We start from the raw sequence: 24,259 nt of genomic DNA on the forward strand, positions 1-24,259 counted from the left end.
ATCGATTGTTTCGCATCAATGTGCGCCCGGCGGCGGCAACCACTTTTTGGTAAATTACGTAGGACAAAGCCGACTTACTAAAGGCTTGGTAAAGCTCTGCTCATTCAATTGGGCGCGAACCGTCGAGCAAGTCGTCTTCGCCGCCTTGCGATCTCTCCTTTTCAACGGTCTGAGTGATGTACTCATCCGGGCTTACATCTGTCGCGATATCTCCATCGGTTGGCGCAGGACCCGCGGTTTTGCCTTCGTCTTTCACCGATGGTTTCTGCGCCTTCGAAACAGGCACTCCGCTCTGGTCAAACCGCAAACGATAGATCGGTTCGGGCAAGGTGAAGCCATCAGCTTCCAGCGCATCTTTGGCGGCTCTGATGGCAAGGCTCCGGGCCTTCAAAAAGTCAGCTTCGGTCTGATCAATCCAGCCATGGAAGCGGATAATGATGCTGGAATCGCCGACTTCCTCAATCGCTGCGAAAGGTGGTCGGTCCTCAAGGAGGAAGGGAAGCTCCTTCAGCGCTGCAACGCCCGTTTCCATACCGCTTGCAGGGTCATCTTCCGCGTCGACGCCTAGCGTAAAGTCAAACCTGCGCTCTGGATTGCGGGTGTAGTTGAGAATGACACCCTTAAACACGTCGGCATTGGGGATGCGTAGATGATTGCCCTCCATCGTCATCAGGATTGTTGCGCGTGAGGTAAGCCGAATTACGACGCCTTCATGATCGCCGATGAGCACGTGATCGTTTGATCGAAATGGCTGGCGAAGGCTCAGCATGATTGATGCGACATAATTTTCGAGTGTGTCGCGCACTGCAAAACCGATAGCGATACCAATGACGCCTGCACCGCCCAGTATGGTACCCATAAGTGTGTTTGCGCCAAGCAGATTTAAGGCGACAACCAACCCGGCGATAAATGCGATCACTCTGACCGCCTGCGACACCAGTTCGGCAAGGAAAACATTGGGCAGAATTGTCCGCCACAGCGAACTCCAGCGGGCGAGGAGGTGGCCAATCAGCGCGATGAAAAAGAAAACGCCAAACGCGACACCCAAAAGAGGCAAGCCGGCTATGGCGGCATCGACAGTGTCGGACAGTCCTTCGACAGCGGGTGAAATGTTACTTTCAATGTCCCTCAACCGTTCGATGGAATCGCGCACTAGGATGACGCCGTCTACACGCTCGGCAAGGGCGATCGCGTCTTCTGCTGCCTGGCTGTTGGCGACTTCGCCGCTTAATGTGACGACACCCGATTGCGCCTTTACCGAGACACCTTCTAGGCCTTCGATCTCGTCATAGATCGCGCGCAGGCGCTGCGTAATCAATTCGTCGAGTTGATCGCGTTCTTCCGCAATCGTCTCTTCGCTGCCGATCTCTGGAACTGTGATTTCGATCGGATCAGATTGAGCCTCGTCGGCGCTCGTTTCGTCCTGTGCGAATAATCCGTTCCCCATCATAAGCGCAGCTAGGCTGGCGAGTAAGGCTTTCATTCCCAGAGATATTCTCGTCACTGATCCTGTCCTAACGTCTTAATGACTTTTCCGCACGTAAGGTCATGCGCGGCTATAGCGACGCCAAATTCTTTCAAATAGAGCCCAAACTGCGCAGCATTAATTTGGGAACCTGCATAAAATGCAGCCATTCCATAATGGCATTCCGCAAAAACACATAACGGCCCGGAGGCCTTGATGCAGACCAAACCTGTAACCTCGCAAGCTGCCAGTTCTAACGCTGTGCCTGCGACTATCTCTCAATTCTCTGAAGTATCGTCGATCGCGAAAAAAGGTCCGGAAGCCGGACCTAAAAATCCGTGGCCAGCCGACAAAGCTAAGCGCAGAAAGTCTGTTTCAGCCCGTTCTTTCAAGAAGCAAATGGTGGAATCGCAAGACGCGCTTCGGCGGTTTGCTTTCAGACTTTGCGCCCGTGAAGATATGGCCGAAGATCTTGTCCAGGAAACGCTTATGAAAGCCTGGGCTGCTCGCCATCAGTTCAAGCCGGGAAGCAAGTTCTTGAGCTGGGCATTTACAATTCTGCGTAACACCTGGCTAAATCAATTGCGGCGTGGAAAAAAGTTCGTTGCTGATTTTGACGAGAATGTTGCTGAGCAAATTCTGTCCGCACCAGCTCAACAAACTGCCCCGTTTGAGCTTGCGGATTTGCAACGCGCGATGTCGGAGCTTCCAACCGATCAACTCGAAGCGTTGATGTTGGTAGGGCCGGGCGATCACACCTACGACCAAGCCGGCGAAATCCTTGGCTGTGCAGCTGGAACCGTGAAAAGCCGTGCGTCACGCGCCCGGGCGACGCTCAATGGTATTCTCGAAACCGGAAGGCTGAAAATGCAGTTGGAAGATACTGCTGACGCCGTCGATATTGCTGACACATTTGTTGCTGCCATCGCTCAGATTGAGAGTGGAGGTACAATTGGGGATGTAATAAATCTGAAGCGTTCGGCTTAAATTCTCTCAGTTCTCCACGAACCAAAACGCCCCGCTCTTCATCGGGAGAGCGGGGCGTTTTGTCGTTTGGTCATCAATCAAAGATCGATTGTCTGCCAGGGTACCGAGTTATGCGGTGACTGCGCTTCCGCCGCGGGGGCCAAAGACCAACCACAGCACTACACCGATGACGGGCAGCGCGAAAATCACAATCGACCAGATGAGCTTTGCAGCGATTGACGAACCTGATGTCCAGACGTTGAACAATGCCCAGATGTTGAGAGCAAGAACGAGTAATCCAATAATTCCATATTCCATGATGATTTCCTTTGTTTGAAGTTGGGGTGGGGGTTGTTTGCGACGCGTATCAGTCGACCGCCTCTTCCATGCGTTCGAGGATCTGTGCGTCGGCTTCGAGTTCGCGCTTGATGGCTTCGAGCATCATCTTATCGCGCGGTGAGAGTTCGCCGTCTTCGAGTATATCGGCGATCTTTTCACGCAGACGTTCCTCGCCATCATCGATCATCTTTACGGCTGCTTTTTCATCGTTTTGAACGAGCGATACGACGGAGATTAGATTGCGGTGGATCGCGCCAATGGTAGTGCCGCCTGTCTCGGGTTCACCGCCATTTTCGCGGATGGCAGCGTCGATCATTTTGATCATTGATCCACGCTCAGCGGCACGTGCTGCGAACGCTCGGCGAAAACTGCCGCGCTCGACAGTCTCAGATGCTTTCAAATAGCCTTCTTGAGAATCGGAAATGTAATTGAGTGCTGTTTGAAGCGAAGTGGTATTCGATCGGGTCATCAAGTGCTCCTTTCCTGTTTATACCCCACTTACAGGCGGACTTCGAATTCGTTCCAAATAATTGAATTTAATGGATAAAACGAAGAAGGCGGCCGCCCATCGGGCAGCCGCCTTCGTCTTCAGGCCTAAGTGTAACCTAGATGGTGTTTTTAGTTGTTCTCTTCGTCAACATCGCCAAGTTCGACCCCAACGACTGGCACGTCCACGGTTTCCGTGTCGGTCGAAACATCTACCTCGGGAACTTCAACTTCAGTTTCGGTTGTGCCGACTTTCACCTCAGGTGCGTCAACGTCATACTCAGGCAGATTGCCCTCTTCGACGGACATGTCGACCTCTGGCATTTCGCCTTCTTCGGTCTGCTCAACGTCGCATGCGGCAAGCGCAATGGAGGAGAGCGCGATTGCTGCGATAGAAATACGGTTTTTCATAAAAGTGCTCCTTTCAAAATTGGATAGAGTTTCAGTTGATCTTCGTTCCAAGAAACTTGGCCAGGCGACGGCATTGCTGCATTGCCGATCAATCGTTGGATGCGAGTTTCATCGGCTCTTTGAATGTATGGGTCTGATACGGATAGGGAATCTCGATACCTTCGCGATCGAGTGCGCTTTTGATCGTGCGGATCATTGCATCACGGCTCACATGCTCGTCACGCTTTTCAGAGCCGCTCCACCAACGGACACGAAAGTCGACAGAGCTTGAGTTGAACTCGGTCGCGAAGACGTCGATGGGTTTTTCCTGATCGATAGCGTCAGAACCTTCGACTGCTTTGCTTATAATGTCAGATGCCCGTGCCAGATCGGTGTCGTAGCTAACGCCAATAATCAGTTCAAAGCGGCGTTTGTCTTTGTCGGTCAAAATTTCGATGGGATTCTTGAAGAGCACTGAGTTGGGCACAACCGCGAGCTCGTTCGAAGTTTTGCGCAAATGAGTTTCGCGAAGGGAAATCTGCTCGACGCGTCCTTCTATGCCATCACAACCGATATAATCGCCGATGCGCATCTTTTCGCGCAGCATAAAAAGTATGCCGGCCATGAAGTTTTCAAATACGTCTTTAAAGGCGAAGCCGATGGCGACGGTTCCCACGCCAAGCCCGGCAATGATGCTGCTCAAAGTGAGGTTCGGGAGGAGCACGGTTCCAGAGATCAGCAAGCCCACGGCCCAGATCGAGAACTTGACCGCCAGTTCGATCAATTCGCGCAAGGATTGGCGCATATCAGCGCCCTTCGTGATTTTCTCGGAGATCTGGCTAGCAAACCTCGCGACAGCCCAGGTGATGCCTAAAAGAACGACTGCGATTGCGATATTCGGAAGCATGGCAATCACGCCGCGACCCATCTCTGATAGCTGATTGGTCAAGATGGCGATCGGTTCGAATGAAGAGTTCTGTTGTGTCATGCCACAACAACCAGAGTTGTGGTCTCAAAGTTCCATTTCACTCAATATGTGTTGAGCGCGATGCATGTCCTGCGTCGCGTCGAATACAGAAAAATCATTTTTTTGGAACGGTTTGCAGTTTGGATTTGTAGGCGAAGTGGATGGCGCGATTAAATCCGCTGCCTTCATCGAAACCCCGAACGATAACATTCAACCGAACAAGGTAATTATGACAATCTCGACCCTCAAAGACCTCTACATCGACCAACTTCAAGACCTTTACAGTGCCGACAAACAGTCGCTGGAATCGACGCGTAAGATGCGTGACGCAGCGACTGATTCTGAATTGAAGCAGGCGCTCACAAATGGTGTCGAAGGAATTCAGGAAGGTATCGACACGCTCGAAACCATCATCAAGTCACACGACGCCGATCCGAACGGTGAATTTTGTAAGGGCATGGAAGGGCTCGTGAAAGAAGCCCGGGCACACACGCTCGATGCGGACATCACCGATGACGACGTTCGTGATGCATCGATCATCACCCAATATCAGCGCATGACACACTATGGTCTTGCCGGATATGGCTGCCTCGTCGCGTTTGCGAAGCGTCTTGACCTTCATAGCGATGCAGCAAAACTGCAAGTGTGTCTCGACAACACCTATGGCGGTGACCGCGAAATGACCCGCATTGCGACCGGTGAAATCAACAAGGCAGCAGCTGCCTAAATCACACGTCTTGCGCCCAGGAAAGTGGGTGGCCAAATACAAAAATAAAGCCGGATCGAGCCTAGGCATGGTCCGGCTTTTCCATTGGTGAGAGAAAGGCCTTGTTTGTCGGAACTCTGGTGAAGTTGCGGTGTAACTGTGATGACGATCCGCCCTGCCAATCACGACAATCATCACGTGGTCACGCGCCGGTGTTTCGCAATCAATCAAGCTCGAAAGGATCAATTCCGATGAAATATGTTATTCGGTCTGTCGTGGCCGCTGCCGCATCTGCTGCTGTGTCTCTCGCCGTGCGCGCCGTCATGCGCAAAGCTCAAAACAACAAAGACAGCTCAAAGCAGAAATCACCGACTGCTATTTCTGCAGGCTAATTCGATAATCGCCGGGCATCAGGCAAAGCTGATGCTCGGCCATTCCTCTTCTGATCCTTCGGGATCGAGTATGTCGTTGGTCGCGAGCCATTCCTGGACCGCATTTAAGTCGGGGTGCTTGTATTCGCGCAGCCTTCGGCCCGTTTGGCCCGCAGCCTCGATGGTTTGGATGACTGATCCCGATTGCTGAATATGATCGGCGATCTCAGCGACACTTTGGCCAAGGTGTTCTGCAAGCAAATCATTCCGACAATCAGCAATCGCTCGCTCCGCCTCATCGGGTTTGCGAGCCATTTTTGCGTCCACGCACAAATCGCATTCGCTATCAAAACCCATGGATCGATTGCTGAGATTGGATGAACCCAGATGCAAGAACCGATCGTCTGCGATCAGGATCTTTGCGTGAACGTAGATCTCGGTTCCGGATGAAGTGACGGGATGATAGGCCTGAAACCGGCCGTGTTTGTCGATCTTGCGTAGAGCCTCGATCACTCTGGATCGGGTCGTATCCATCATCTGACTTTCCAGCCACCCGTCTGACGTTGCGGGAAGCACGACGACGATTTCAGGGCCATCATCTTCAAGCAACTTATTGGCCAAGGCGCGCGCAACCCGCTTTGACGTAAAGTACTGCGTTTCGACGTAGATCCATTTTTGAGCAGACTCGATCACCTCGCAATAGAGCGCTTCGATCTCACGTATTGCGTCTTGGTCCTCAGTTGCACCCCGTGTTCGTGCTATTGCGACGTTCACGTTGGACAGCGTCGGCGCCGCTGTTGTTCGGTCGGATTTCCCGGACATCGAATGCCGCTGAGAGCAGACCTGCGGCAAATCCTCGCCCGTCGCTCTTTTCCATCGATCTTCGGCGAGCTGCGACAGGCTCTTAACAATATCACCCGTCAGCCGAGCAGATGTATCGTGCCATGGACCAGCATCGTGATCATTGGGTTGTTCGCGCCGCTCGTCCTCATCGGGATGCTCGCGGGTGTCCCATCGGTCTTCGGTAATATCGATACCGCCGCAAAATGCGACATCCTCATCGACAACAATAAGCTTCTCATGCTGCGCAGCGCCTGTTGGATGGGCGCCATCCAACGCAAAGTGCACACGCGGATGGGGCAACCATTTTGCAACCTGGAGGAGCGTTTTACCTCTCTTCGCAAGTTTGAGCGCGGCCAGATCCCATTGAAGAATGTAAATGTTGAGTTCGGGTGTCCGACGAACAAGCCAATCGATGTATTCGCCAATCTCAAGCGGTCCCTCGACCTCGTGCTGCGTGTCGTACATCTTGACGCGCGCATCGAAATCCCAGCCGATCAGAACGATACGCTCGCGCGCTTGCTTCATCGCTTGGCGTACGGAGCGGAAATAGTTCTCGCCATCGATCAACAGGCTGAGCGTGTCGGCCTGCGCTATCGTCCAGCAATTTTTGCCAGGTTCGAGAAGTGTCATTCAGTCGGCTCGTGTTTGTCCATCGACGGCAATGCCCAATGCTCGCGGCAGATGTCGCTACCCATTGCTCAACGGCTGTTTCGTGCTTCCTATGCTGCGCACGTCGTGAAGCAAAGCGTCATCAAGTCTATCCGCATGAAGCACCGAGATATCGCCAGTGGCTTCGAGCACGACTGCACGCACGCGCGACAGATCGCAGACATTGGCCTCGCGCAGTTTCGCCCACACATCCGCTTTCGAAACGCGGGTGGTGTCCATGGCTTCAGAACACCATTCCCCATCCTCCATAAGCAAAAGCGGGTCATTTGCGATCGCAGACTGCGCTGTATCGCTTTTCCTGCGCAATATTGCCAACGCCATCTGCGCAGCGAGGATCACGAGAATAGCTCCGGTGTTTTGCAGAAATGCTGGCCATTTGCTCGCTGCCGCCGCCCCCGCAAGAAGAGAGCCGATTGCGACCGTCGTCACAAAATCGAAGGCTGTCATTTTTGAGAATGAGCGGAGCCCCACAACCCTTGTGGCAACAACAACTATTACAAGGGCGAGGGGCCCCAACACGAGAATTCGCAGGGCAAGATCAAGTTCAGGGGCGTTGGCGAAGAACATCCGGTCAATCAGAGCTGCATTTTTCCGCATCAGCCAGATAGCGCAGCATGGCAGTCTCGACCCGCGTCAAATCGCGTGCGCTATTGTCAAGCCGGCTCAAAAGGCCTTTTCGCTCATCAAAGGTGGCCTCATTGAGAGCGATTATCGCAGGGTGAATGTAGCTGCGCCGCGCAACCGCTGGAGTGTTGCGAAGCCGCTTTGATGCTGCCTCACTCATCGCTTTGATCGTGATTGTTTCTTCACTTACGGCTTCAGTGAAAGCGGCGAGCGATCCAGACCACGTCCGAAACATCTTGGCGCTGACATTGCTATCATCGGTTACCGCCTTCAGCCACTCGTTCACCTGCTCGGATCGCAATGGATAAACCTCTTCGTCGTCTCCAACATATTGAAAGACGGTGCGGCCCGGTAAATCGTCGATTGTGTCCAGCACGCTCAGAAGTCGCGCATCTTTAATCTGGCGGCGCACTCGCTTTCCGCCTTTCGCCGTGTAGTCGAGCCTGATGGTGTCGTCCGACATGGAAATATTGCGCCGTTTGAGAGTCGATGCGCCCACCGCGTTTTGATCGTTGTCTGCTGCCCCAATCCGTAGCGGTGCATCATCGAGTAATCTGACAAGAGCGGCTGTCACGAGTTCTCGATCAGCGAACTTGCTGTTGCGGAACGCCCGTCTGATGCGGCGCCTGATACGCGGCAGTCGCACACCAAAACGAACCAAGTGCCTGAACTTGGTCCGCTCACGATAAGCTCTCCACGCGGTGTGGTATCGATATTGCTTGCGTTGGGCGGCATCGATGCCCGTTGCTTGTAAATACCCCGTGGGATCCGTGCATATCCAGACATCACTCCAGGCGGGAGGGATGCCGAGTGAATTAATCCGAGCAAGTTCGTCCTCGCTATCGATACGATTTCCGTCGGGCGAAAAGTATACGAACTCGTCCTTTTCTTTTTGGCGGGCAATTCCTGGCACTGTGTCCGCAACGAAACGCAGCTTTTCAGGAGGCGGAACGCGCGTAAGCAATTCTTGGGATTGCTGAATATCCGAAATCAACTTCATTGTTTGTCCCAATCGGCTTCCCAACAAGTCTATGTCAGGCGTGTTCTGCGATCAGCTTTTCAATGTCGCTGACCTCGTGATTGGTGAGATCTTTGTCGATTTCCGCGATTATCCGCTTTTCTACTTCCTGATGAAGCTCTTTGCGCAGTTCGCCGAGCGTGGAGGGGTCAGCAGCGATTATCAAGTCTTCGAACTCACCGCGATGTGCACGTTCGTAGAGGAGATCTGCCAGATCGCTGGCAAAGCGATCTTTGGCGAGCTGGTGCCAATCGGTGTCGTCAACCTTAGACTTGTGTCCTGTACCATCGAACATCCGACCCGGACGATTGGCGGCCTGTTCGCGATTTGGTGGATTATCCTGCTCTTTTGTGCGCACGACAGAGAGGTTTGGTGCCTTCGCATCACCTTCGTTTCGCAAGAACAACGCTTTTTCACCGTCGGCAATCAGTACCAAACAGTCATGCGGTACGTTGCTTTTGTCCGCATCAAGATCGGGTAGGCTCTTGGTTTCGTAAACCATTATTGGGCTTCCTTTGAGCGCACGTCAGTTACCGGGCGCCAGTTCATTGCTTTATCGGGCGAGGTTAGTGTCTTCAGTCAGCCAGAAAGAGTCGCTCAAGAAAGCTCGGTTCTTGTAAGGGCCTAATGGGGCCGTGTTTACGAAGACGGGTTGATGGATCGCTAAATGGACGCGGGTGTGTCCATTGATCCGGCTTACTTTTAAAGATCGACGCGCAGGTCATATCCATTCTCCTAATTGTAGTGTGGTGGCAACCCCGAGAATTCTTGTCGCATGCTGCTAATCGTCATGCGAAATTTATTTGTCTCAGGGTGCCGACAACTTGTAATCAGAATAGGCTTTTTGGACGTGATTGGTTCCAATATTTCTTTTGACTATCTCAGCGGGCCTCCCGCGCGCCGTCTCTGATTGACTTCGAAGGTCAGCGTTTGCGAACCTCTGAGTGGCTCTTGAAAACCTCTTGACCATCGGCTTGCTCAATCTTGTACGAAGGGCAGTCTTCGCTCGCGTCGCGCGTGACGGAGTTGCCGTCAATCTTCAGCGTCCGTTTCTGAGTATAGCGCTCCACAATGGTGCCACTTGCAGTTCCATTACCCCAATCCCATTCGATCTTTGTTCCTTCCTCGTATCCAGTCATGTGTTGCTCCATTCGATTAAGTAAGATGTGCCGGCCTAAGGGCCGACATCGCATCTGCGATACGAGTTTCGATGGGCAAAAGTTCCAAAATTGGTGCGATGCAAAAGCGGCAGAAGCTACGCGTGTAATCCCGTTTCTCACATAAGGTATCAAGGGGGTGAGGGCGGTAGCAAAGGCATCTCCAATCCTTGATCCCAATTTCATCGAACTCCCGAAGCGGCCACCACTCTGCCGGAAAAAATCGGTCTTTTATGCATGGGAGAAGCTCCTCTTACTGAGGCAATCCGATAAGGGGCATTAGCTCAGCCACTTTCGGCAAGGACGCGAATTCAGTTGGTCTAGGTATCTGGCTTCGATCTCGAAGGTCCCTCAGATCTCACGACGAACTTCTGGACATATACTTCAGTGAGCTTTGCTGATGCTTCCGTTCAGCCTATCGCGTTCCCATGCTCGAACGGATGCGGTTTTCAGGGATTTGGCGCGACTATCAGGCCCGAATTCTCAAAGAGATGGACGAGCATCTCAGCGATAACCGGCTGCATATTGTCGCGGCTCCCGGAGCAGGCAAGACCGTTCTTGGCCTGGAGATTGTGCGTAAGCTTGGAAAACCTGCGCTGGTCTTCGCGCCCAGCCTCGCGATCCGGGATCAATGGCGCGAAAGGCTCTCGCCGCTCTTTATGCCTGAGCTGCCCGGCCACGCAGATTTCTCGCGCGATTTGGATGATCGCAAGACACTCACGCTGTCGACCTATCAATCGCTCGACAGCTTCCGACGTTCGGATGATCTTTCCTCGCTCATCGACCAACTTAACGCCCATGGACAATTCACGCTTGTGCTTGATGAAGCGCACCATTTGCGAAAGGCGTGGTGGGATTGCCTAAATCGTCTTGCGAATGAACTTACTGGCGTGACAATCGTCGCGCTGACAGCCACGCCGCCTTATGATGCAAGCCTTGCCGAGTGGAACCGGTACGAGACGCTGTGCGGGCCGATTGATCTAGAGATCGGCATCCCCGAGCTTGTGAGAAACGGAGATCTGTGCCCGCATCAGGATCACGTAATCCTATCCGAACCAACTGAAGATGCGCTTGAGTTGCTTGAACGTCGCCGCACGGCGATCAGCGATCTGCAAGTCGATCTCCGCGGTGATGATGCATTGCTTGATTGGCTTGCCGTGCATCCTTGGCTTATCGATCCTGACGCGCATCTTGAAGCCATCCTTGATGCGCCGGAAATGCTTTCTGCAGTCCTTGTTATGCTCGGGTCAGCAGGGCGACCACTACCGAAGAAACCATTGAAATTATTGGGTGTAACTGCGCGGGACCTCCCTATTCCATCGGAATTCTGGCTTGAGCGCTTGCTTGATGGATTAGTGTTCCAGCATCGCGAGGCGTTTTCGATCGATGCGTCCCGGCGCAAGGCGCTGGAGAATAGACTGCATCAGCACGGCTTGATTGAGGGCAAGCGAGTACGATTACGGCACACGCGCTCGGTTTTCCGATTGCTCGCATCAAGCCTTGGGAAGATGCAAAGCATCTGCGAGATCGCCCAAACTGAGCAGGCTTTCCTTCGCTACCGATTGCGGATGGCGGTGCTCTCGGACCACATTCGCGCGGGAGAATTGCCAAAAAGCCCAACGGATCCATTCGAGCCCGCAAAGCTGGGCGTGATACCAATATTCGAGACGCTACGCCGTGCAGATGTCTGTCCCGATGGGCTTGCGGTTCTGACCGGCAGCCTTGTCATTGTTCCCAAGCGTGCAGAAGCGGGGTTAAGGAGCGCGCTCGAAGAACTGGGGCTGACGACGGCTGACATCCGAACAAAAGCCATCAAGGCTTGCCCCGGTCATGTTGAACTTCAATCATCCAATTCGGCCAACCTTACCCGGTTGATCACCGCGCTTTTCCAGCGAGGGGACATCCGCATTCTGGTAGGCACGCAATCTTTGTTGGGCCAAGGGTGGGACGCGCCTGCGCTCAATTCGCTGGTCTTGGCGAGCAACACTGCATCATTCGTGCTGTCCAATCAGATGCGCGGGCGAGCTATTCGAATTGATCCGCGCAATCCTGAGAAGGTGTCGAACATCTGGCATCTTGCAACGATTGAGCCGGGCATGGACGGATTGGTTGATGCTATTGCGAGTTCGCTCGAATGGGGCGCTTTCAATGACAGCAGCTCTGGGCTCACGGATATTGGAACGGTGGCGCGACGGTTCAGGGCGTTTGAGTGTATTTCGAATGGACATTCAAACCTGATCGAAAGCGGGTTGGGGAGGCTTGGTCTCGATCCATCACTGTCTGTGCAAAATCAGAATGCCGCCACAATCGCGCTCGCCAACGATAGAGCCAGCATAGCGAGCAAATGGCAGCAATCGCTTGGCGAAGGTGAGGAACGCTCGCAGGTGCGCGAGACGGCGGCTCCCAATTACGCGCCTCGCGCGCTCAGCTGGTCTGACACGCTCCAATCGCTGGCGTGGACCGCTACCGGGACTGCGGGAGTGGCGGGGGCCAACGAGCTTCGCGCTGTGGCATCGCTAGAGGGTCTGGCTTGGGTCGCTCTCGGCGCTGCAGGCGTTGCCACAGCCGCGAGCTTGCCAAGCCTACTCCAGGCTGGCCGGTTGGCGTGGCGCAATGGCTCGCTGGAAGGCAGCCTGATGGAAGTGGCCCAGGCCGTGGCTGGGTCCCTGAGTGCTGTGGGTGTCATTAATCCAGAGGAGTTTGCACGCGCGAGGTTTGACGTTCAATCCAGTTTGGATGGCCGTAAGGACATCATTGTAACGGGTGTGAACCGAGCGACGGAGCGGCAGATCATGATTGCCATCGCTGAGGTCTTGGGTCCGGTGCAAAATCCGCGATATCTACTGGTGCGGCGCTCATGGCTGGGCCTGATCGGGCGTACCGATTATCACGCGGTGCCTACCGCGCTCGGCGCCAAGAAAGAGCTGGCAGAAGACTTTGCTGAGCGTTGGAACAGCAGGGTTGGATCATCGCGGCTGGTTTTCACTCGAAGCGCGGAAGGTCGTCAGATGCTGCTTAAAGCTAGGATGCGATCATTTGCAGCGGGGTTCCAAAGATCGGTTGATCGTCGATCAGCCTGGCTCTGACCCCGCTATTCGGGCTTTTGATCGCGCTTCTTCGATCCCTTTGGCTTGCCTTTGTCTTTTCGATTTGGCGCTGCTTTGCCTTTCTTCGCAAAGATTTTCTCGGCTTTCGGTTTCGACTTCGCGTTTGGGGCTGCTTTGCGTTTGGCTTCGCGCTTATCGCCGCGCCCTTTACGAAGAGGCTTCGCGCGCACGCTCGGCGCCGATTTCCGGCGGTTACTGCGCGCTTCAACACGCGGACCATCGGCGGACTCTTCGATCAGGATCGCGTCCTGTTTGTCGTCGCTATTTGCCGTATTCTGGACAGTATCGGCGAACTTCTGAGCGATAGCGCGCGGTACCTGAAACCAGCTATGATCAGGGCCAACGCGGATCGCGCCGATTTCATTGCGCGTGATGTGCCCGCGGCGGCAAATAAGAGGCAGAAGCCAGCGCGGTTCGGCGTTTTGACTGCGGCCTACATCCATCTTGAACCATACCACATCTTCAAATCCGGGACGCTGCCGGTCAGCTTTGGCCTTCGCGCGCGCTTCGGGCGTGTTGGCGAGCATTTCTTCGGGCTGCGGCATCTTTGCCCTGTGGGCTTTCACTAGAGCTGCGGCGATGTCCTCGGCTGACATCCGCTCCATCAGCTCTGATGCAATAGCGCGGTCATCATCCTCGTATTCGGCAGGGGTGGTGAGCGTTTCCATCAGCCGAGCGTGATCCTTCTTTTGGATCGTGTCAGGTGTGGGCGCGCCTAGCCATTCAGCCTCGATCTTGGCTCTGCGCAGCATGCTTTCAACCCGCTTGCGGCGATTATAGGGAACGAGAATCGCGGCGGTGCCTTTCTTGCCGGCACGCCCGGTCCGGCCAGAGCGGTGCTGCAAGGTTTCCGCATCGCGCGGGGTGTCGACATGGATCACGAGGCTGAGTGTTGGCAGATCAATCCCGCGCGCCGCGACATCGGTGGCTACACAGACGCGCGCGCGGCGATCCCTCAATGCCTGAAGCGCCTGATTGCGCTCTGATTGCGAGTGTTCACCCGATAGCGCAACAACGCCAAATCCTCGATTCTGCAAGGTCGCATGCAGCCGCCGAACGCTGTCTCTCGTGGCGGAAAAACAGATGGCGGTCTCTGCCTCGTGAAAGCGCAGAAGGTTGACCACGGCGTTCTCAATCTCGGACGGCGCAATGGTAATGGCCTGATAGCTGATATCGCCATGGCCGCGATCTTTACCCGCGAGCGAAAGGCGCAAAGCGTTCGTTTGATATCGCTCTGCAAGGCGGACGATTTGTGGGGGGAGCGTTGCTGAGAACAGCAGAGTACGGCGCGTCTCAGGCGTCGCATCGAGAATTTCCTCAAGGTCGTCGCGAAAGCCCATGTCGAGCATTTCGTCTGCTTCATCGAGGACCACGCCGATCAGGCCGGAGAGATCAAGCGCGCCGCGTTCAAGATGGTCGCGCAGGCGCCCCGGCGTTCCCACAACAATCGCCGGTCCGGACCGCAGCGCGCGCCTTTCCTTGCTCGCATCCATACCACCAACGCACGTGGCGATGCGCAAGCCTGCCTTTGCATAGAGCCAACCAAGCTCTCGGCTAACCTGAAGAGCGAGTTCGCGCGTAGGCGCGATGATCAGGGCGAGGGGCCTCTCAGCCAAGGCTGAGCCGCCTAGTTGATCCAGCAACTGATCAGCGAGTGCGATACCGAAAGCAATGGTTTTGCCAGAGCCGGTCTGCGCTGAAACAATCAGATCACGGCCTGCCGTTTCGGGATCCATTGCGGCTGCTTGGACAGGAGTGGGTTCCGAATAGCCGCGATCGGCCAGGGCCTCGCCAAGGGCGGGGGGGAGGGATTCAAAAGACATATAGCATTTCGCTAGATTGGCTGCGCAACGGGCGGAGCTGGGGAGGTTCGAGCATGAGAATGTGCATCAACCAGCACCTGCCTCATGATTGCATTGGCCTATGCCAATTGCGCAATGGCAGCGCGCATAGCGGGAAAATTGTGGTTTGGCTTGTGCTAATTCGCGAGTGCGAAGCGAAACGCTGTCTTACGCCGCGACGCGCTTGGCGCTTTCGCGCACTGGCTTGATCGTGCGCGAGGGACGCCCGTAGTGATAGCCCTGACAGCAGGTGCAGCCCAATTCGACCATGGCATCAGCTTGCGACTGGTCCTCGATCCCCTCGGCCGTAACGTCAATTTCTAGCGATTGGGCCAGAGCAACTATGGCGGAAACAACCGCCTGGCTGCGCGATGAGCCTACAGCGGCGGACTGGACGAACTCGCGATCGATTTTGATCATCGAGAAATCCATCTTCTCGATGTAGTTGAGCGAGGAATATCCGCGTCCGAAATCATCGAGTACAAGCGAAACGCCAAGCTCTTTTAGGCTGATCAGCAGGCGTTCAAGCTGCGGTGTCATTTCGAGGACCAGCGATTCTGTAAGCTCCAGCATCAGGCGGCTGGGCTCGAGGCCGGATGATGCAAGTGCCTGGGCAACTGTCTGCAGGAAGGATGCATCCGACAATTGCAAAGTCGAGATATTCACCGAGAGCTTCACATCCTCGGGCCAATTTGTCGCTTCATCGCAGGCCGTGCGCAGCATCCAGGTGCCTAGGCTTTCGATCAAGCGAGCTTCTTCAGCGACAGGGATAAACACATTTGGCGGCACAATGCCCCGTTCCGGATGTGTCCAGCGCATCAGCGCTTCGTAACCCATGATAGAATTGTCTTCAGCGCGGATGATCGGCTGATACGAAACGAACAGCTGATCATCGTTCAGTGCATCTTCGAGATCGCGTTCAAGGCTTGAGCGGTCTTCCAGCTTGGCACGCATGTTAGGCTGATAAACAACCGTCGTGCCGCGACCGCGATTCTTCGCTTCATACAGCGCAAGATCGGCATTGGTCATGTAGACACTGATTGAGGCCTCTTCGGTGATCTCGGTCAGGCCGATGGACGCACCAATGTAGATTTCAAAATCCTCAATCCGGTAGGGCTCGCTCACTTCAGCGATGACGCGATTGGAAAGCTCCTCGGCGTCGTCAATCGACATGCCTAATGGCATTAGGATGGCAAATTCGTCGCCTCCCAGACGGCCGATAAGCGCATCTGGACCTGCAGTTTCGCGGAAGCGGTCGGCGACTTTCATCAGCAGTTGATCGCCCGCTGCATGGCCATAGACGTCGTTGACCTGCTTGAAGCGATCAAGATCGATAAAGCCAAGGATGGGAGTCTGATTACTCCTCACACGCTCAGTGATCGCCTGTTCCGTTAAGGTGCGGAAGTGATCGCGCGAGTATGTTTGCGTCAGAGCATCGTGCTGGATCACGTGCGTAAGCTTGGCGTTGGCTTCCTGCACACCTTTGCGGCTCTTAATCGCCATTCGCAGAAGGAAGAGCGCCAGCAAGAACGCGAAAATGACCACACCGATCAGGGTCGTCAAAAACAGGTTCTGGTTTTGCGCAGCATCCAGTCGAACCTCGTTCGCTTCTTTTTCCACCGAGAGTTTCGAGATTTGGAGCTCGCGGTTTGCCGCATCAAAGCGTGCGGACAAAAGAGCGTTGTTGGCGGCGGATGAGAGCTCGCGCGCCTGGTCATCAATCCTGTGGAACGCTTCGAAATGCTTCAGAGCCAAGCCGAAATCGCCGCGCTGCGAATACACCTTGTAAGCGGTATCGTGAAAATCACGGAAAAACGGCGAGGTTGAAGACAGGTCTTCGTTGTGGAAGGTTTGCGAGATATAGTTTTCGGCAAGATCCTGATTACCGCGTGCAAGCGCGATCTGGGCACGCACGCCATACAGGAATGGCTGCCACTCTGGAGCATTGGCCGATGCAATACGAAGGCCCGTGCGAATGGTCTGCTCCGCCTCATCATACATTCCGGCCAGATATTGCGTTGATGCGATGTTGGTGAGGATCCGCGCTTCGAGAAGCGGGCTGTCCATCTTTTCAGCAACGGCGAGTGCTTCGCGGAATTCCGCTTCGGCTTCGTCCAGGCGCTTCAGTTCCTTGAGCGCATTGCCGACATTGTTGTGTTCCGACAAGGCAAGGGCAGGATCGTCAGGATATGCTTCACTTGCCTGACGATAATAGGAAAGGACGCGATTGTAGTCGCGCGCATCGGAATAAAGCGATCCGATGTTTTGAAGGATCAGCGCACGGCTGCGGTCCTCGCCTTGTTCCTTGTAGATGTCGTTCGCTGTCAGAAAGTCCGAAAGAGCTTCGCCATACTTAGCCTTGCGTACATAAAGGCCCGCTTGCGAACGAAGCAGGTCGGCGTGGAGTTTTGAGCCGTCGAAATCCTTTTCGATTTCCTCAAGCGAGTTGGCAATCAGCTGTGCTGCATCGTCAGCTCGATTGAGGCGCATCAGCGCTTCTGCTTCGAGCCATTGCGCGGTCAGGCGTGCCTTGCGAGCTGTATCATCGCTGCCGACGACATATGATTTCGCGTCTCTTGCATGAGCCAGCGCCGATTCTGAATCGGCCATCATCTGAGCTTTGGCTTCGCCAATCGCTTTTTCGTAAGCTTGGTCTGCGCCGGGACCTTGGGCGCTGAGGGGCGTAGCTGCCATCAGGAATGGAGCAGCAAGCAGCATCAGCGTGCGCGAGGCGACAGCCCTTTCCATTCCAAGCTCTCCATTTCGGTGCCCCGGGGCAGAGTCTGTGCCCCGACGCTGTTCTAATTCCCGTTTAGAAGCGGATGTTGAAATTCCCTCCAACAACGAAGCCGGCTTCGTTGAAGGTGTCACCCGCGCTAACGTAGCGACTAAAAACACCGAACTCAGAAGATTGGGTTAATGGCATCGCATAAACTGCTTCTGTGGTGATCCGGCGACGAGTTTCGATACCGAAAGTTTGCGTAACTGCGCCGATTTCGCCCGTTTCGCGGTTGATGACCTGGTCGCTAACAACCTCAAGCGATCCGTCTTCGACCTGAAGCGGCTGTGCCATAGAAAGACGCAGAGTGTCGTTTCCGGCAAAGATACCGCGCTTGGTGGCGGTGACTTGACCAGCAGTGCTCCATACTGCGCCAGCATTTGTGAACAGTTGATCGCGTGCCGTTTCGGTGCGTGCACCGGTGGCCGAGATGTCGAAGGTGAAGCCATTGCCAGCATCAATCGTGGCCGAAACAGTCATAGCATCGGTTTGCGAACCACCCCCGAGCAACGCTGCAGAAGCGGTCTGCGTGCCCAGCAATGCGTTTACTTCGTTGAGGCGAGTATACTGCGCGTTGACCGACACACGATCGCTGACACGTTGCTCGATATCGAGCGTAAATGCCTGCGCTGGGCGATCACCAATAGCCTGACGAAGCAGTGCTTCTTCTGGATTTGTGTTGTTGAATTCGTCCCAGTCATCGCGGTTCTCAGAAAAGCCCACGCTGATTTTGGTGTTCGGCGTGATCTGATAGCCCATCTGCATAAAGGTTTCGCCAGAAGCGAGACCCAGAACCGGGTTTACGCCGCCGGTGAAGGGATCATGATCGCTGATGACACCGAAGCGGTTACCAGACAGCGCCATTGCACCCTGACCGTGACCGAATGTGAACGATGCACGACCTGAAGGTTCGGTGATCGTTGCAGCACCATGGACCAAGCGCAATTCGCCGTTGGGCGCATATTGCGGCGCCATGGCGTCATAGCGCAGCGCCCACTCGCCGTTCAGATTTGAGTCGCTTGAGCGCAACTCTGTGAAGCCTGGAAGGCCATCACCGTTCGAATCAGATCCACCCGAATTGATCCATGTTGCGAAGCGATTGTTGATGTAATCCTGGAAGCGCTCCATTCCGCGACCAAGCGCGTCGGTGCTTTTCCCAATCGTGAATGCCGATGCGGGAATGCTGAAGTCGCGATACGTGTCCCCAACATTTTCAAACCCGGTAAAGAACACATCGTTCGTTTCCCACCAAGCCGGAATGCCCATGTTGAGCAATGACTGCGCACTGTGATTGACAGAGAAATAGGTTCCGCCAGCGCGCTGATACATAGTGAAGGACATTGCGTTGAAGTTCAGCGGGGATTGCGATGCTGCGACGTCGAGAAGACCCCAGCCGTACACTTCATCCGGTCCCGGAGCGCCGAGATCGCGAGCAGAACGGAAAATGATCTCCGCACTCGCTTCAGGGTGCGCTGCAAGCCATTGCCAGCGATCATGCAAGAGCGAGATCGCGCCCGACACCAGAGGAGCTGCGAAAGACGTGCCTGAAACTCGCGAGACACCGCCATGGCCATCTGAGACTGCGAGAAGCATACCGGGTGCAACAACGGTGCGCATGTAGAGTTCGTTACCAGCGTTGCAGACGCCGTTTTGCACGAGGCATGCGCTGCCCGGACGGTTCGAAAAGGCTGCAATATCGCCAGCAGGATCGATCGCACCAACCATGATAAAGGTCGGGTCGACCTGGAAATCCCAGTTGAGATTTTTGGTTTGCGTCAGGCCTTCGTTACCCGCTGCGATCACGTAGACAGTGTTATCGGCATATTGCGCGAGATCCTTGTCTGACAGCAAATTAGCCATGCCTTGCGAGAGCACCGAACCTTTTTCACCGAGTGAGAGGTTGATGATGCTGACTTTGCCGGTGTCATTGTAGCCGTGCAGATGCAGGTTCTGCAGCTCCTCGATACCGGCCTTTACCGAACCCCAGTTGGACGTGCCTTGCTGATTGAAAGGGTTATAGGTCGCAATGTTCACGTCGGGCGCGATGCCCATAACGCCTTCGCCATCGTGCGCGCCTGCGATCAGGCTGGCAACGCCGGCGCCGTGGCCGCCCACTTCATTGAAGTGACCACCGCTATAGATGACATTGTTGCCAAGATCGGCGTCTGCGGCAAAGCTTCCGTCGATGATGCCGATGATCGTGTCGCTGCCGCCGCCTTGAATTTCGGTGACGGATGGCGTCCAGTTGATCGCAGACATCCAGTGATCGACCGCGTCGATACCGGCATATTGGTTCAACGCATCATGCCAATCGAGATAAAGCATCGCGCGCTCGCTCTTCGTCATATATTCGAGCGAGGCACGATCGTTTGGATTGGCGCCATGGCGAGCAAACACTTCGTTCACCAGCACGTCAAAGGATTGGCCGGTCTTCTCGGTGTAGGCTGCGCCGAATTGGGTTCTGCCTTCGTCAATCATGGATTGAAGAGCCGTCATCATGCGCGATGGAGCGCCGTCACGGATAATAACGCCATTCCCATCGAGAAGGATGAGGCCGAAACGTTCCTCCACCAAATCGATGCTCTGATAGTGCGACTGCCAGAAGGTGCTCAGATTATCGAGATGACCTTCGAACGCGACGATATCGCCATAGAAGGGATTAATATCGCCCCAGAACGCGGTGATGTCGCCGTAGAACGGATTGATGTCACCCCAGAACGCATCGATATTGCCGTAAAATGGGTTGATGTCGCCATAGAATGGATTGATGTTCCCGTAGAACGGGTTGATGTCGCCCCAGAACGCATCGATATTCCCATAGAACGGGTTGATGTTTCCGTAGAACGGATCGATGTTTCCATAGAGAGGATCGACGCTGCGCAGCGTTACTGTGCCATCCGGCGTGTTCGTAGCATTTGCGCTAAGCGTTGGCAGTATTGGCGCTGTGACGGGCGCGCTTTCAATTGCACTCAGGTTGCCAGCGGTTGGCGCGGGCGCGCTGTAGCCAGCGATCGCCGGATATTGGAAAGGTGCAAGCGGTGGCTCTGGAGCCAAAACCAAAGCTTCCGGTGCAACTGGTCCGATCCGGAAGCTATCATTGCTCTGTTCGTCATCGTTAGCCGTTTGGTCTTCGGCTGTTTCTTCGACGACCTCGGCAATCGCTTCGGCAACCTCGGCGTCGCTAGCATGGGCTGTGCCCATCAGCGAGACCATCAAGGCAACACTTGCAGTGCCATATGTAAGAGCGGTCTTCATAATACTTACCCAAATTCCCTTTTGGCGAAACTTTCACCTGTCACGTCTCACCCAATACGAAGGGAATGTGGGAACCTCGTTGATGCGGTTGGTTAAGATTTTAAGAAGTTAAATCGCACGTGGGGCGGGGATTTTTCGCCTCGATTTTGCCAGGATCCGCGCAAGGCGGGCGCTCCAATCGTTAAGGCGGGGTAAACGGCAACGGAAGTGTCCATGCGGCGACTGAGCCAATCGTAAATCAATTAACGGGTAAACCGTTTCGCGACGAACTTTCGAGGGGGGAATCGGCGGGTGTTAGTTGGCTGAATGCGCGGCATGAGGCCAAGGGCGACGGTTCAATCGAGAACGATGTCTGCGCCTTTGCCCTGGGCCAGAACGCGGCCCATGGATGATAGCAATTCCTGAAGCGCCACTGGCTTCATGATGACATCGTCAGCTTTGACCGCCTCACAGCGTTCACGAAGGTCAGCTGAGGTGTCGGCAGTGACGACGATGACTGGCAGATTGCAGATGGGCGCGGGCATTTTGCGCATTTCCTTAACCGCAGTAAGCCCGTCCATGCCGGGCATGCGCACATCCATCAGAACGATGTCGAATTCCTGTTCCTGGACGGCCTTCAGTCCCGCTTCGGCATCGATTGCCTCAGTCATGGATGCACCTGCAACGTCCAGCATGTCGCGCACGACTTGCCGGTTCATTGCATTGTCTTCCACGTATAACACGCGCACGGGCACATTCTCCGGTTAAGAGGAATTTACCTTACGAAGAAACTGTTCACGAAGTGTTACGTCGCTACGCCGCAGAAGCCAAATCGGTCGGATCGCCCATATCTTCCTGGCGGTCAAAGTGCTCTTCAAGAGCGGCGATTAATGCATCCCCGGCAATCGGCTTCAGCAGCAATTGCGAGTGCGCCAGCTGCGTGATCTGATCAATGGGAAGCTCCCCGTTAGGAGAGAGAAGAACGGTTGTTGTCACGCCCGCCAAAGAGGCATGGCTCAACAGGTCGCGCAGACGAGAAAGGTTCTCCTCATTCTCGGCGACCGACCCTGCATCCAGCACGACATGATCGACCTGCTTTGCATCGATTGCGGCGATGCATTGCTCTGCCGTTTCCAAACCGCTGATCGATTTAACATGCGGTTCGATCAGCCCGGCAAGAATGGCCTGCTTCATCTGGTTAGCTTCAATCAGGCCAAGGCGGCATTCTGATAGGTTTTCAGGCGCCGCCGCGTCATCATGCGCCGCTGCCTCAACTTCTGTCACGGGAAGAAGCAGCCGGAATGTTGATCCTTCTCCGTCTTTGCTTTCAAGCTCGATCGTGCCGCCAAGAGCAGTAGCGAGATTGCGGCAGATGGAAAGGCCGAGCCCTGTGCCGCTGAATTCGCGTGTAGTTGCGTTGTCAACCTGATGAAAAGCTTCGAAAATTTGGCTTTGCTGGTTCTGGGGTATGCCGATCCCTGTGTCCGCCACTTCAATTGTGATCTGGCCTGCTTCCTCATTATGAAGAGCGCGTAAGGCGACTGAGCCTTCGCGAGTGAACTTTACGGCATTTGAAAGCAAGTTGAAGATTACCTGGCGCAGCCTTCCGCCATCAGTCTCTATCAGATCTGGAAGCTCGCCAATCTGCTCTTGATAATCGAGATCCTTCTCTCTCAGTTTATCGCCCCACAGATTGCCGGCATCTACAAGGATCGCCTTCACGGAAGTCGGTGCAAGATCGATGCTGACCTCGCCGCTTTCCATCTTCGCAACGTCAAGCAGATCATCGACCAGCGCTTTCATCGTCTGGCCAGCGCTCTGGATCAGCTTCGCGCGTTTGAGGTTGTCTTCATCAATCGTCCGACTTGCAACAAGCACCTGCGCTGTGCCCAAAATGCCGTTCAAAGGCGTCCGGATTTCGTGGCTGGTCATAGCCAGGAAATCGGTCTTGGCTTTCAGCGCGTGCTCAAGATCGGTGTTAACCGCAGTCAGCTCGTTGTTGGCCTCGCGCACTTCATTGCGACTGCGTCTGATGCTGAAGAAAGCGGCGAGCGTAAGGCCCAGAACGATCATCAACGCGACGGCAACGCCGACAAAGGCCATGGTTCGAAATTCTGATCGTTCACGCTCAATCTGGATGTCGCGCTTAAGCTGACCTTGTTTCAACTGCGATATGCGCAGGTTCTGGTTTGCAAAGTCGAACTGGGCGGCAAGCAATTGCGTGCTGGCATCAGACACAAGATCGCGCGCCTGACTATCTAGCCGTTGGAATGCGCGCAGATGGGCGAGGGCTTTACCTTGCTGACCAAGTTCGTCGAACACCTTCGCGCCAAGTTCGTGAAATTCGCGATAGACAAGATCGGTGGTTTCAAAATCCGCACCTGCAAACGCCTGATCAAGAAATTGCGCTGCGCGAGCTTTGGCTCCGCGCTCATAGGCAATACGTGCCTGAACGCCGTACACAAAGTTGCGCCAATCGGCCGCTTCCCCATTTCGGGCTAGGGCAAGTGCGCGATCGGCGGTCGCGCTGGCATTGGCCAGTTTGCCTTGTTCGACCTGAACAAGCGCGAGATTGCTCAGGATGCGCGTTTCAAGAAGCGGGCTCTCGAGCTCGCGCGCGGCCTCGATTGCCAGGCCATACTCACGCTCTGCTTCATCAAAGCGGCTGAGCATCTTGTAGGTCTCGCCGAGGTTGTTGTGATTTGAAAGCGCGAAGCCTGGGTCATCGTTGTAGAGATCAACAGCCTGCTCGTAGTAATTGAGCGTACGCTCGTAATCGCCCGCTTCCCAATAGATCTGGCCGAGGTCCTGCAGTGCAATGGCTTGCGACCGCGTGATACCTGCTTCGCGGAAGATTTCGAATGCGGCCTGATAATCTGACATCGCAGATTGCACATCGCCCGACATGGCACGAACGGCACCTCGCGAGCGCAACAGATCACCGTTCAGCTTGGTGCCGGGTGCAGCTTTCTCGACGACGGAAAGAGCCTCGGTCGCGATTTCGCCGGCGTCATCGAGACGATTTAGGAAGATGAGCGCTTCGGCCTTTAACCACAGCGCTGTCGCACGCCTCACACTGTTTTCGCTGTTAGCTCGGTTTCCAGCAAGTTTGAGCGCGCGTTCGGAACTGGCGAGAGCCTTTTCAGGATCGGCCATCATGTCCGATTTGGCCGCCTCGATAGCCTCGTCGAACGCAGAAGCCGCAGCCTCGCTTTGTACGCGATCCTGCGCCGCCAACGGTAGTGCGCTGCTCGCAAAGATTGACGCTAGAAGCGTGAAGGCGAAAAAAGCTCTCAT

19 protein-coding genes are annotated in these 24,259 nt (G+C 54.8%); 4 read left to right on the plus strand and 15 right to left on the minus strand.

Annotation, left to right across the window (positions count from 1 at the left end; all coding sequences use genetic code 11):
• Nucleotides 1-100 precede the first annotated feature (100 nt).
• A complete protein-coding gene (locus AUC45_RS00625; protein WP_156423704.1) occupies nucleotides 101-1,504 on the minus strand; it encodes a mechanosensitive ion channel family protein in 1,404 nt (467 codons plus the stop codon).
• A 177-nt stretch (nucleotides 1,505-1,681) separates the two neighbouring features.
• Here AUC45_RS00625 and AUC45_RS00630 point away from each other — a divergent pair, with 177 nt between their 5' ends.
• Complete coding sequence (locus AUC45_RS00630; protein WP_082700894.1) at nucleotides 1,682-2,452, plus strand: sigma-70 family RNA polymerase sigma factor; 771 nt, start codon at nucleotides 1,682-1,684, stop codon at nucleotides 2,450-2,452.
• Nucleotides 2,453-2,560: 108 nt separating this feature from the next.
• Here AUC45_RS00630 and AUC45_RS00635 read toward each other — a convergent pair whose 3' ends face one another.
• The 4 genes from AUC45_RS00635 to AUC45_RS00650 all read right to left on the minus strand — a co-directional run bounded on the left by AUC45_RS00635 (nucleotide 2,561) and on the right by AUC45_RS00650 (nucleotide 4,634).
• A complete protein-coding gene (locus AUC45_RS00635) occupies nucleotides 2,561-2,749 on the minus strand; it encodes a PLDc N-terminal domain-containing protein (RefSeq protein ID WP_067596849.1) in 189 nt (62 codons plus the stop codon).
• A gap of 49 nt (nucleotides 2,750-2,798) precedes the next feature.
• Nucleotides 2,799-3,239, minus strand: a complete 441-nt coding sequence (locus tag AUC45_RS00640) for a PA2169 family four-helix-bundle protein (RefSeq protein WP_067596851.1) — start codon at nucleotides 3,237-3,239, stop codon at nucleotides 2,799-2,801.
• 149 nt (nucleotides 3,240-3,388) lie between these two features.
• Nucleotides 3,389-3,667 carry a hypothetical protein gene (locus tag AUC45_RS00645; RefSeq protein WP_067596853.1) on the minus strand — a complete coding sequence of 93 codons (279 nt, stop codon included), beginning with the start codon at nucleotides 3,665-3,667 and terminating at the stop codon, nucleotides 3,389-3,391.
• A gap of 88 nt (nucleotides 3,668-3,755) precedes the next feature.
• The gene (locus tag AUC45_RS00650) at nucleotides 3,756-4,634 is read right to left on the minus strand and encodes a mechanosensitive ion channel family protein (RefSeq protein ID WP_067596855.1); all 879 of its coding nucleotides are present in this window, start codon (nucleotides 4,632-4,634) and stop codon (nucleotides 3,756-3,758) included.
• Between the two features lie 208 nt (nucleotides 4,635-4,842).
• On the opposite strand from AUC45_RS00650, the gene AUC45_RS00655 reads away from it, so the two are divergent.
• Nucleotides 4,843-5,340: a ferritin-like domain-containing protein gene (locus AUC45_RS00655; RefSeq protein ID WP_067598812.1), complete on the plus strand. Its 498-nt coding sequence runs from the start codon at nucleotides 4,843-4,845 to the stop codon at nucleotides 5,338-5,340.
• 230 nt (nucleotides 5,341-5,570) lie between these two features.
• A complete protein-coding gene (locus AUC45_RS15655; protein WP_156423705.1) occupies nucleotides 5,571-5,711 on the plus strand; it encodes a hypothetical protein in 141 nt (46 codons plus the stop codon).
• 18 nt (nucleotides 5,712-5,729) lie between these two features.
• Here the strand turns inward: AUC45_RS15655 and AUC45_RS00660 are convergent, their stop codons facing one another.
• The 5 genes from AUC45_RS00660 to AUC45_RS00680 all read right to left on the minus strand — a co-directional run bounded on the left by AUC45_RS00660 (nucleotide 5,730) and on the right by AUC45_RS00680 (nucleotide 9,983).
• Nucleotides 5,730-7,163, minus strand: a complete 1,434-nt coding sequence (locus AUC45_RS00660) for a phospholipase D-like domain-containing protein (RefSeq protein ID WP_067596857.1) — start codon at nucleotides 7,161-7,163, stop codon at nucleotides 5,730-5,732.
• 57 nt (nucleotides 7,164-7,220) lie between these two features.
• A complete protein-coding gene (locus AUC45_RS00665) occupies nucleotides 7,221-7,799 on the minus strand; it encodes a DUF421 domain-containing protein (RefSeq protein WP_233998483.1) in 579 nt (192 codons plus the stop codon).
• Nucleotides 7,774-8,826 carry a DNA topoisomerase IB gene (locus AUC45_RS00670; RefSeq protein ID WP_067596861.1) on the minus strand — a complete coding sequence of 351 codons (1,053 nt, stop codon included), beginning with the start codon at nucleotides 8,824-8,826 and terminating at the stop codon, nucleotides 7,774-7,776. Before AUC45_RS00670 ends, AUC45_RS00665 begins: the two co-directional genes overlap by 26 nt.
• Nucleotides 8,827-8,860: 34 nt before the next feature.
• Nucleotides 8,861-9,346 carry a host attachment family protein gene (locus AUC45_RS00675; protein WP_082700895.1) on the minus strand — a complete coding sequence of 162 codons (486 nt, stop codon included), beginning with the start codon at nucleotides 9,344-9,346 and terminating at the stop codon, nucleotides 8,861-8,863.
• Between the two features lie 421 nt (nucleotides 9,347-9,767).
• Entirely contained in the window at nucleotides 9,768-9,983 is a 216-nt protein-coding gene (locus AUC45_RS00680; protein ID WP_067596863.1) for a DUF2945 domain-containing protein, read from the minus strand.
• A gap of 446 nt (nucleotides 9,984-10,429) precedes the next feature.
• Between AUC45_RS00680 and AUC45_RS00685 the strand changes: the two genes are divergently transcribed.
• Complete coding sequence (locus AUC45_RS00685; RefSeq protein WP_067596865.1) at nucleotides 10,430-13,087, plus strand: DEAD/DEAH box helicase family protein; 2,658 nt, start codon at nucleotides 10,430-10,432, stop codon at nucleotides 13,085-13,087.
• Between the two features lie 5 nt (nucleotides 13,088-13,092).
• Here the strand turns inward: AUC45_RS00685 and AUC45_RS00690 are convergent, their stop codons facing one another.
• The 5 genes from AUC45_RS00690 to AUC45_RS00710 form a co-directional block, all read right to left on the minus strand.
• Entirely contained in the window at nucleotides 13,093-14,931 is a 1,839-nt protein-coding gene (locus tag AUC45_RS00690; protein WP_067596867.1) for a DEAD/DEAH box helicase, read from the minus strand.
• Nucleotides 14,932-15,117: 186 nt separating this feature from the next.
• Nucleotides 15,118-17,697 carry an EAL domain-containing protein gene (locus AUC45_RS00695; protein WP_067596869.1) on the minus strand — a complete coding sequence of 860 codons (2,580 nt, stop codon included), beginning with the start codon at nucleotides 17,695-17,697 and terminating at the stop codon, nucleotides 15,118-15,120.
• 64 nt (nucleotides 17,698-17,761) lie between these two features.
• Complete coding sequence (locus AUC45_RS00700; protein WP_067596871.1) at nucleotides 17,762-20,983, minus strand: S8 family serine peptidase; 3,222 nt, start codon at nucleotides 20,981-20,983, stop codon at nucleotides 17,762-17,764.
• A gap of 335 nt (nucleotides 20,984-21,318) precedes the next feature.
• Complete coding sequence (locus AUC45_RS00705) at nucleotides 21,319-21,717, minus strand: response regulator (RefSeq protein ID WP_369815207.1); 399 nt, start codon at nucleotides 21,715-21,717, stop codon at nucleotides 21,319-21,321.
• 58 nt (nucleotides 21,718-21,775) lie between these two features.
• Nucleotides 21,776-24,259 (minus strand): ATP-binding protein, encoded by a 2,484-nt coding sequence (locus AUC45_RS00710; RefSeq protein ID WP_067596873.1) that lies wholly within the window; start codon nucleotides 24,257-24,259, stop codon nucleotides 21,776-21,778.

Source organism: Erythrobacter sp. YT30 (genome assembly GCF_001542875.1).
GTDB lineage: Bacteria > Pseudomonadota > Alphaproteobacteria > Sphingomonadales > Sphingomonadaceae > Erythrobacter.

Coding starts and splice junctions, on each gene's coding strand:
- AUC45_RS00630 (WP_082700894.1), top strand. CDS start 1,682: ATGCAGACCAAACCTGTAACCTCGCAAGCTGCCAGTTCTAACGCTGTG.
- AUC45_RS00635 (WP_067596849.1), bottom strand. CDS start 2,749: ATGGAATATGGAATTATTGGATTACTCGTTCTTGCTCTCAACATCTGG.
- AUC45_RS00640 (WP_067596851.1), bottom strand. CDS start 3,239: ATGACCCGATCGAATACCACTTCGCTTCAAACAGCACTCAATTACATT.
- AUC45_RS00645 (WP_067596853.1), bottom strand. CDS start 3,667: ATGAAAAACCGTATTTCTATCGCAGCAATCGCGCTCTCCTCCATTGCG.
- AUC45_RS00650 (WP_067596855.1), bottom strand. CDS start 4,634: ATGACACAACAGAACTCTTCATTCGAACCGATCGCCATCTTGACCAAT.
- AUC45_RS00655 (WP_067598812.1), top strand. CDS start 4,843: ATGACAATCTCGACCCTCAAAGACCTCTACATCGACCAACTTCAAGAC.
- AUC45_RS15655 (WP_156423705.1), top strand. CDS start 5,571: ATGAAATATGTTATTCGGTCTGTCGTGGCCGCTGCCGCATCTGCTGCT.
- AUC45_RS00660 (WP_067596857.1), bottom strand. CDS start 7,163: ATGACACTTCTCGAACCTGGCAAAAATTGCTGGACGATAGCGCAGGCC.
- AUC45_RS00665 (WP_233998483.1), bottom strand. CDS start 7,799: ATGCGGAAAAATGCAGCTCTGATTGACCGGATGTTCTTCGCCAACGCC.
- AUC45_RS00670 (WP_067596861.1), bottom strand. CDS start 8,826: ATGAAGTTGATTTCGGATATTCAGCAATCCCAAGAATTGCTTACGCGC.
- AUC45_RS00675 (WP_082700895.1), bottom strand. CDS start 9,346: ATGGTTTACGAAACCAAGAGCCTACCCGATCTTGATGCGGACAAAAGC.
- AUC45_RS00680 (WP_067596863.1), bottom strand. CDS start 9,983: ATGACTGGATACGAGGAAGGAACAAAGATCGAATGGGATTGGGGTAAT.
- AUC45_RS00685 (WP_067596865.1), top strand. CDS start 10,430: ATGCTCGAACGGATGCGGTTTTCAGGGATTTGGCGCGACTATCAGGCC.
- AUC45_RS00690 (WP_067596867.1), bottom strand. CDS start 14,931: ATGTCTTTTGAATCCCTCCCCCCCGCCCTTGGCGAGGCCCTGGCCGAT.
- AUC45_RS00695 (WP_067596869.1), bottom strand. CDS start 17,697: ATGGAAAGGGCTGTCGCCTCGCGCACGCTGATGCTGCTTGCTGCTCCA.
- AUC45_RS00700 (WP_067596871.1), bottom strand. CDS start 20,983: ATGAAGACCGCTCTTACATATGGCACTGCAAGTGTTGCCTTGATGGTC.
- AUC45_RS00710 (WP_067596873.1), bottom strand. CDS start 24,259: ATGAGAGCTTTTTTCGCCTTCACGCTTCTAGCGTCAATCTTTGCGAGC.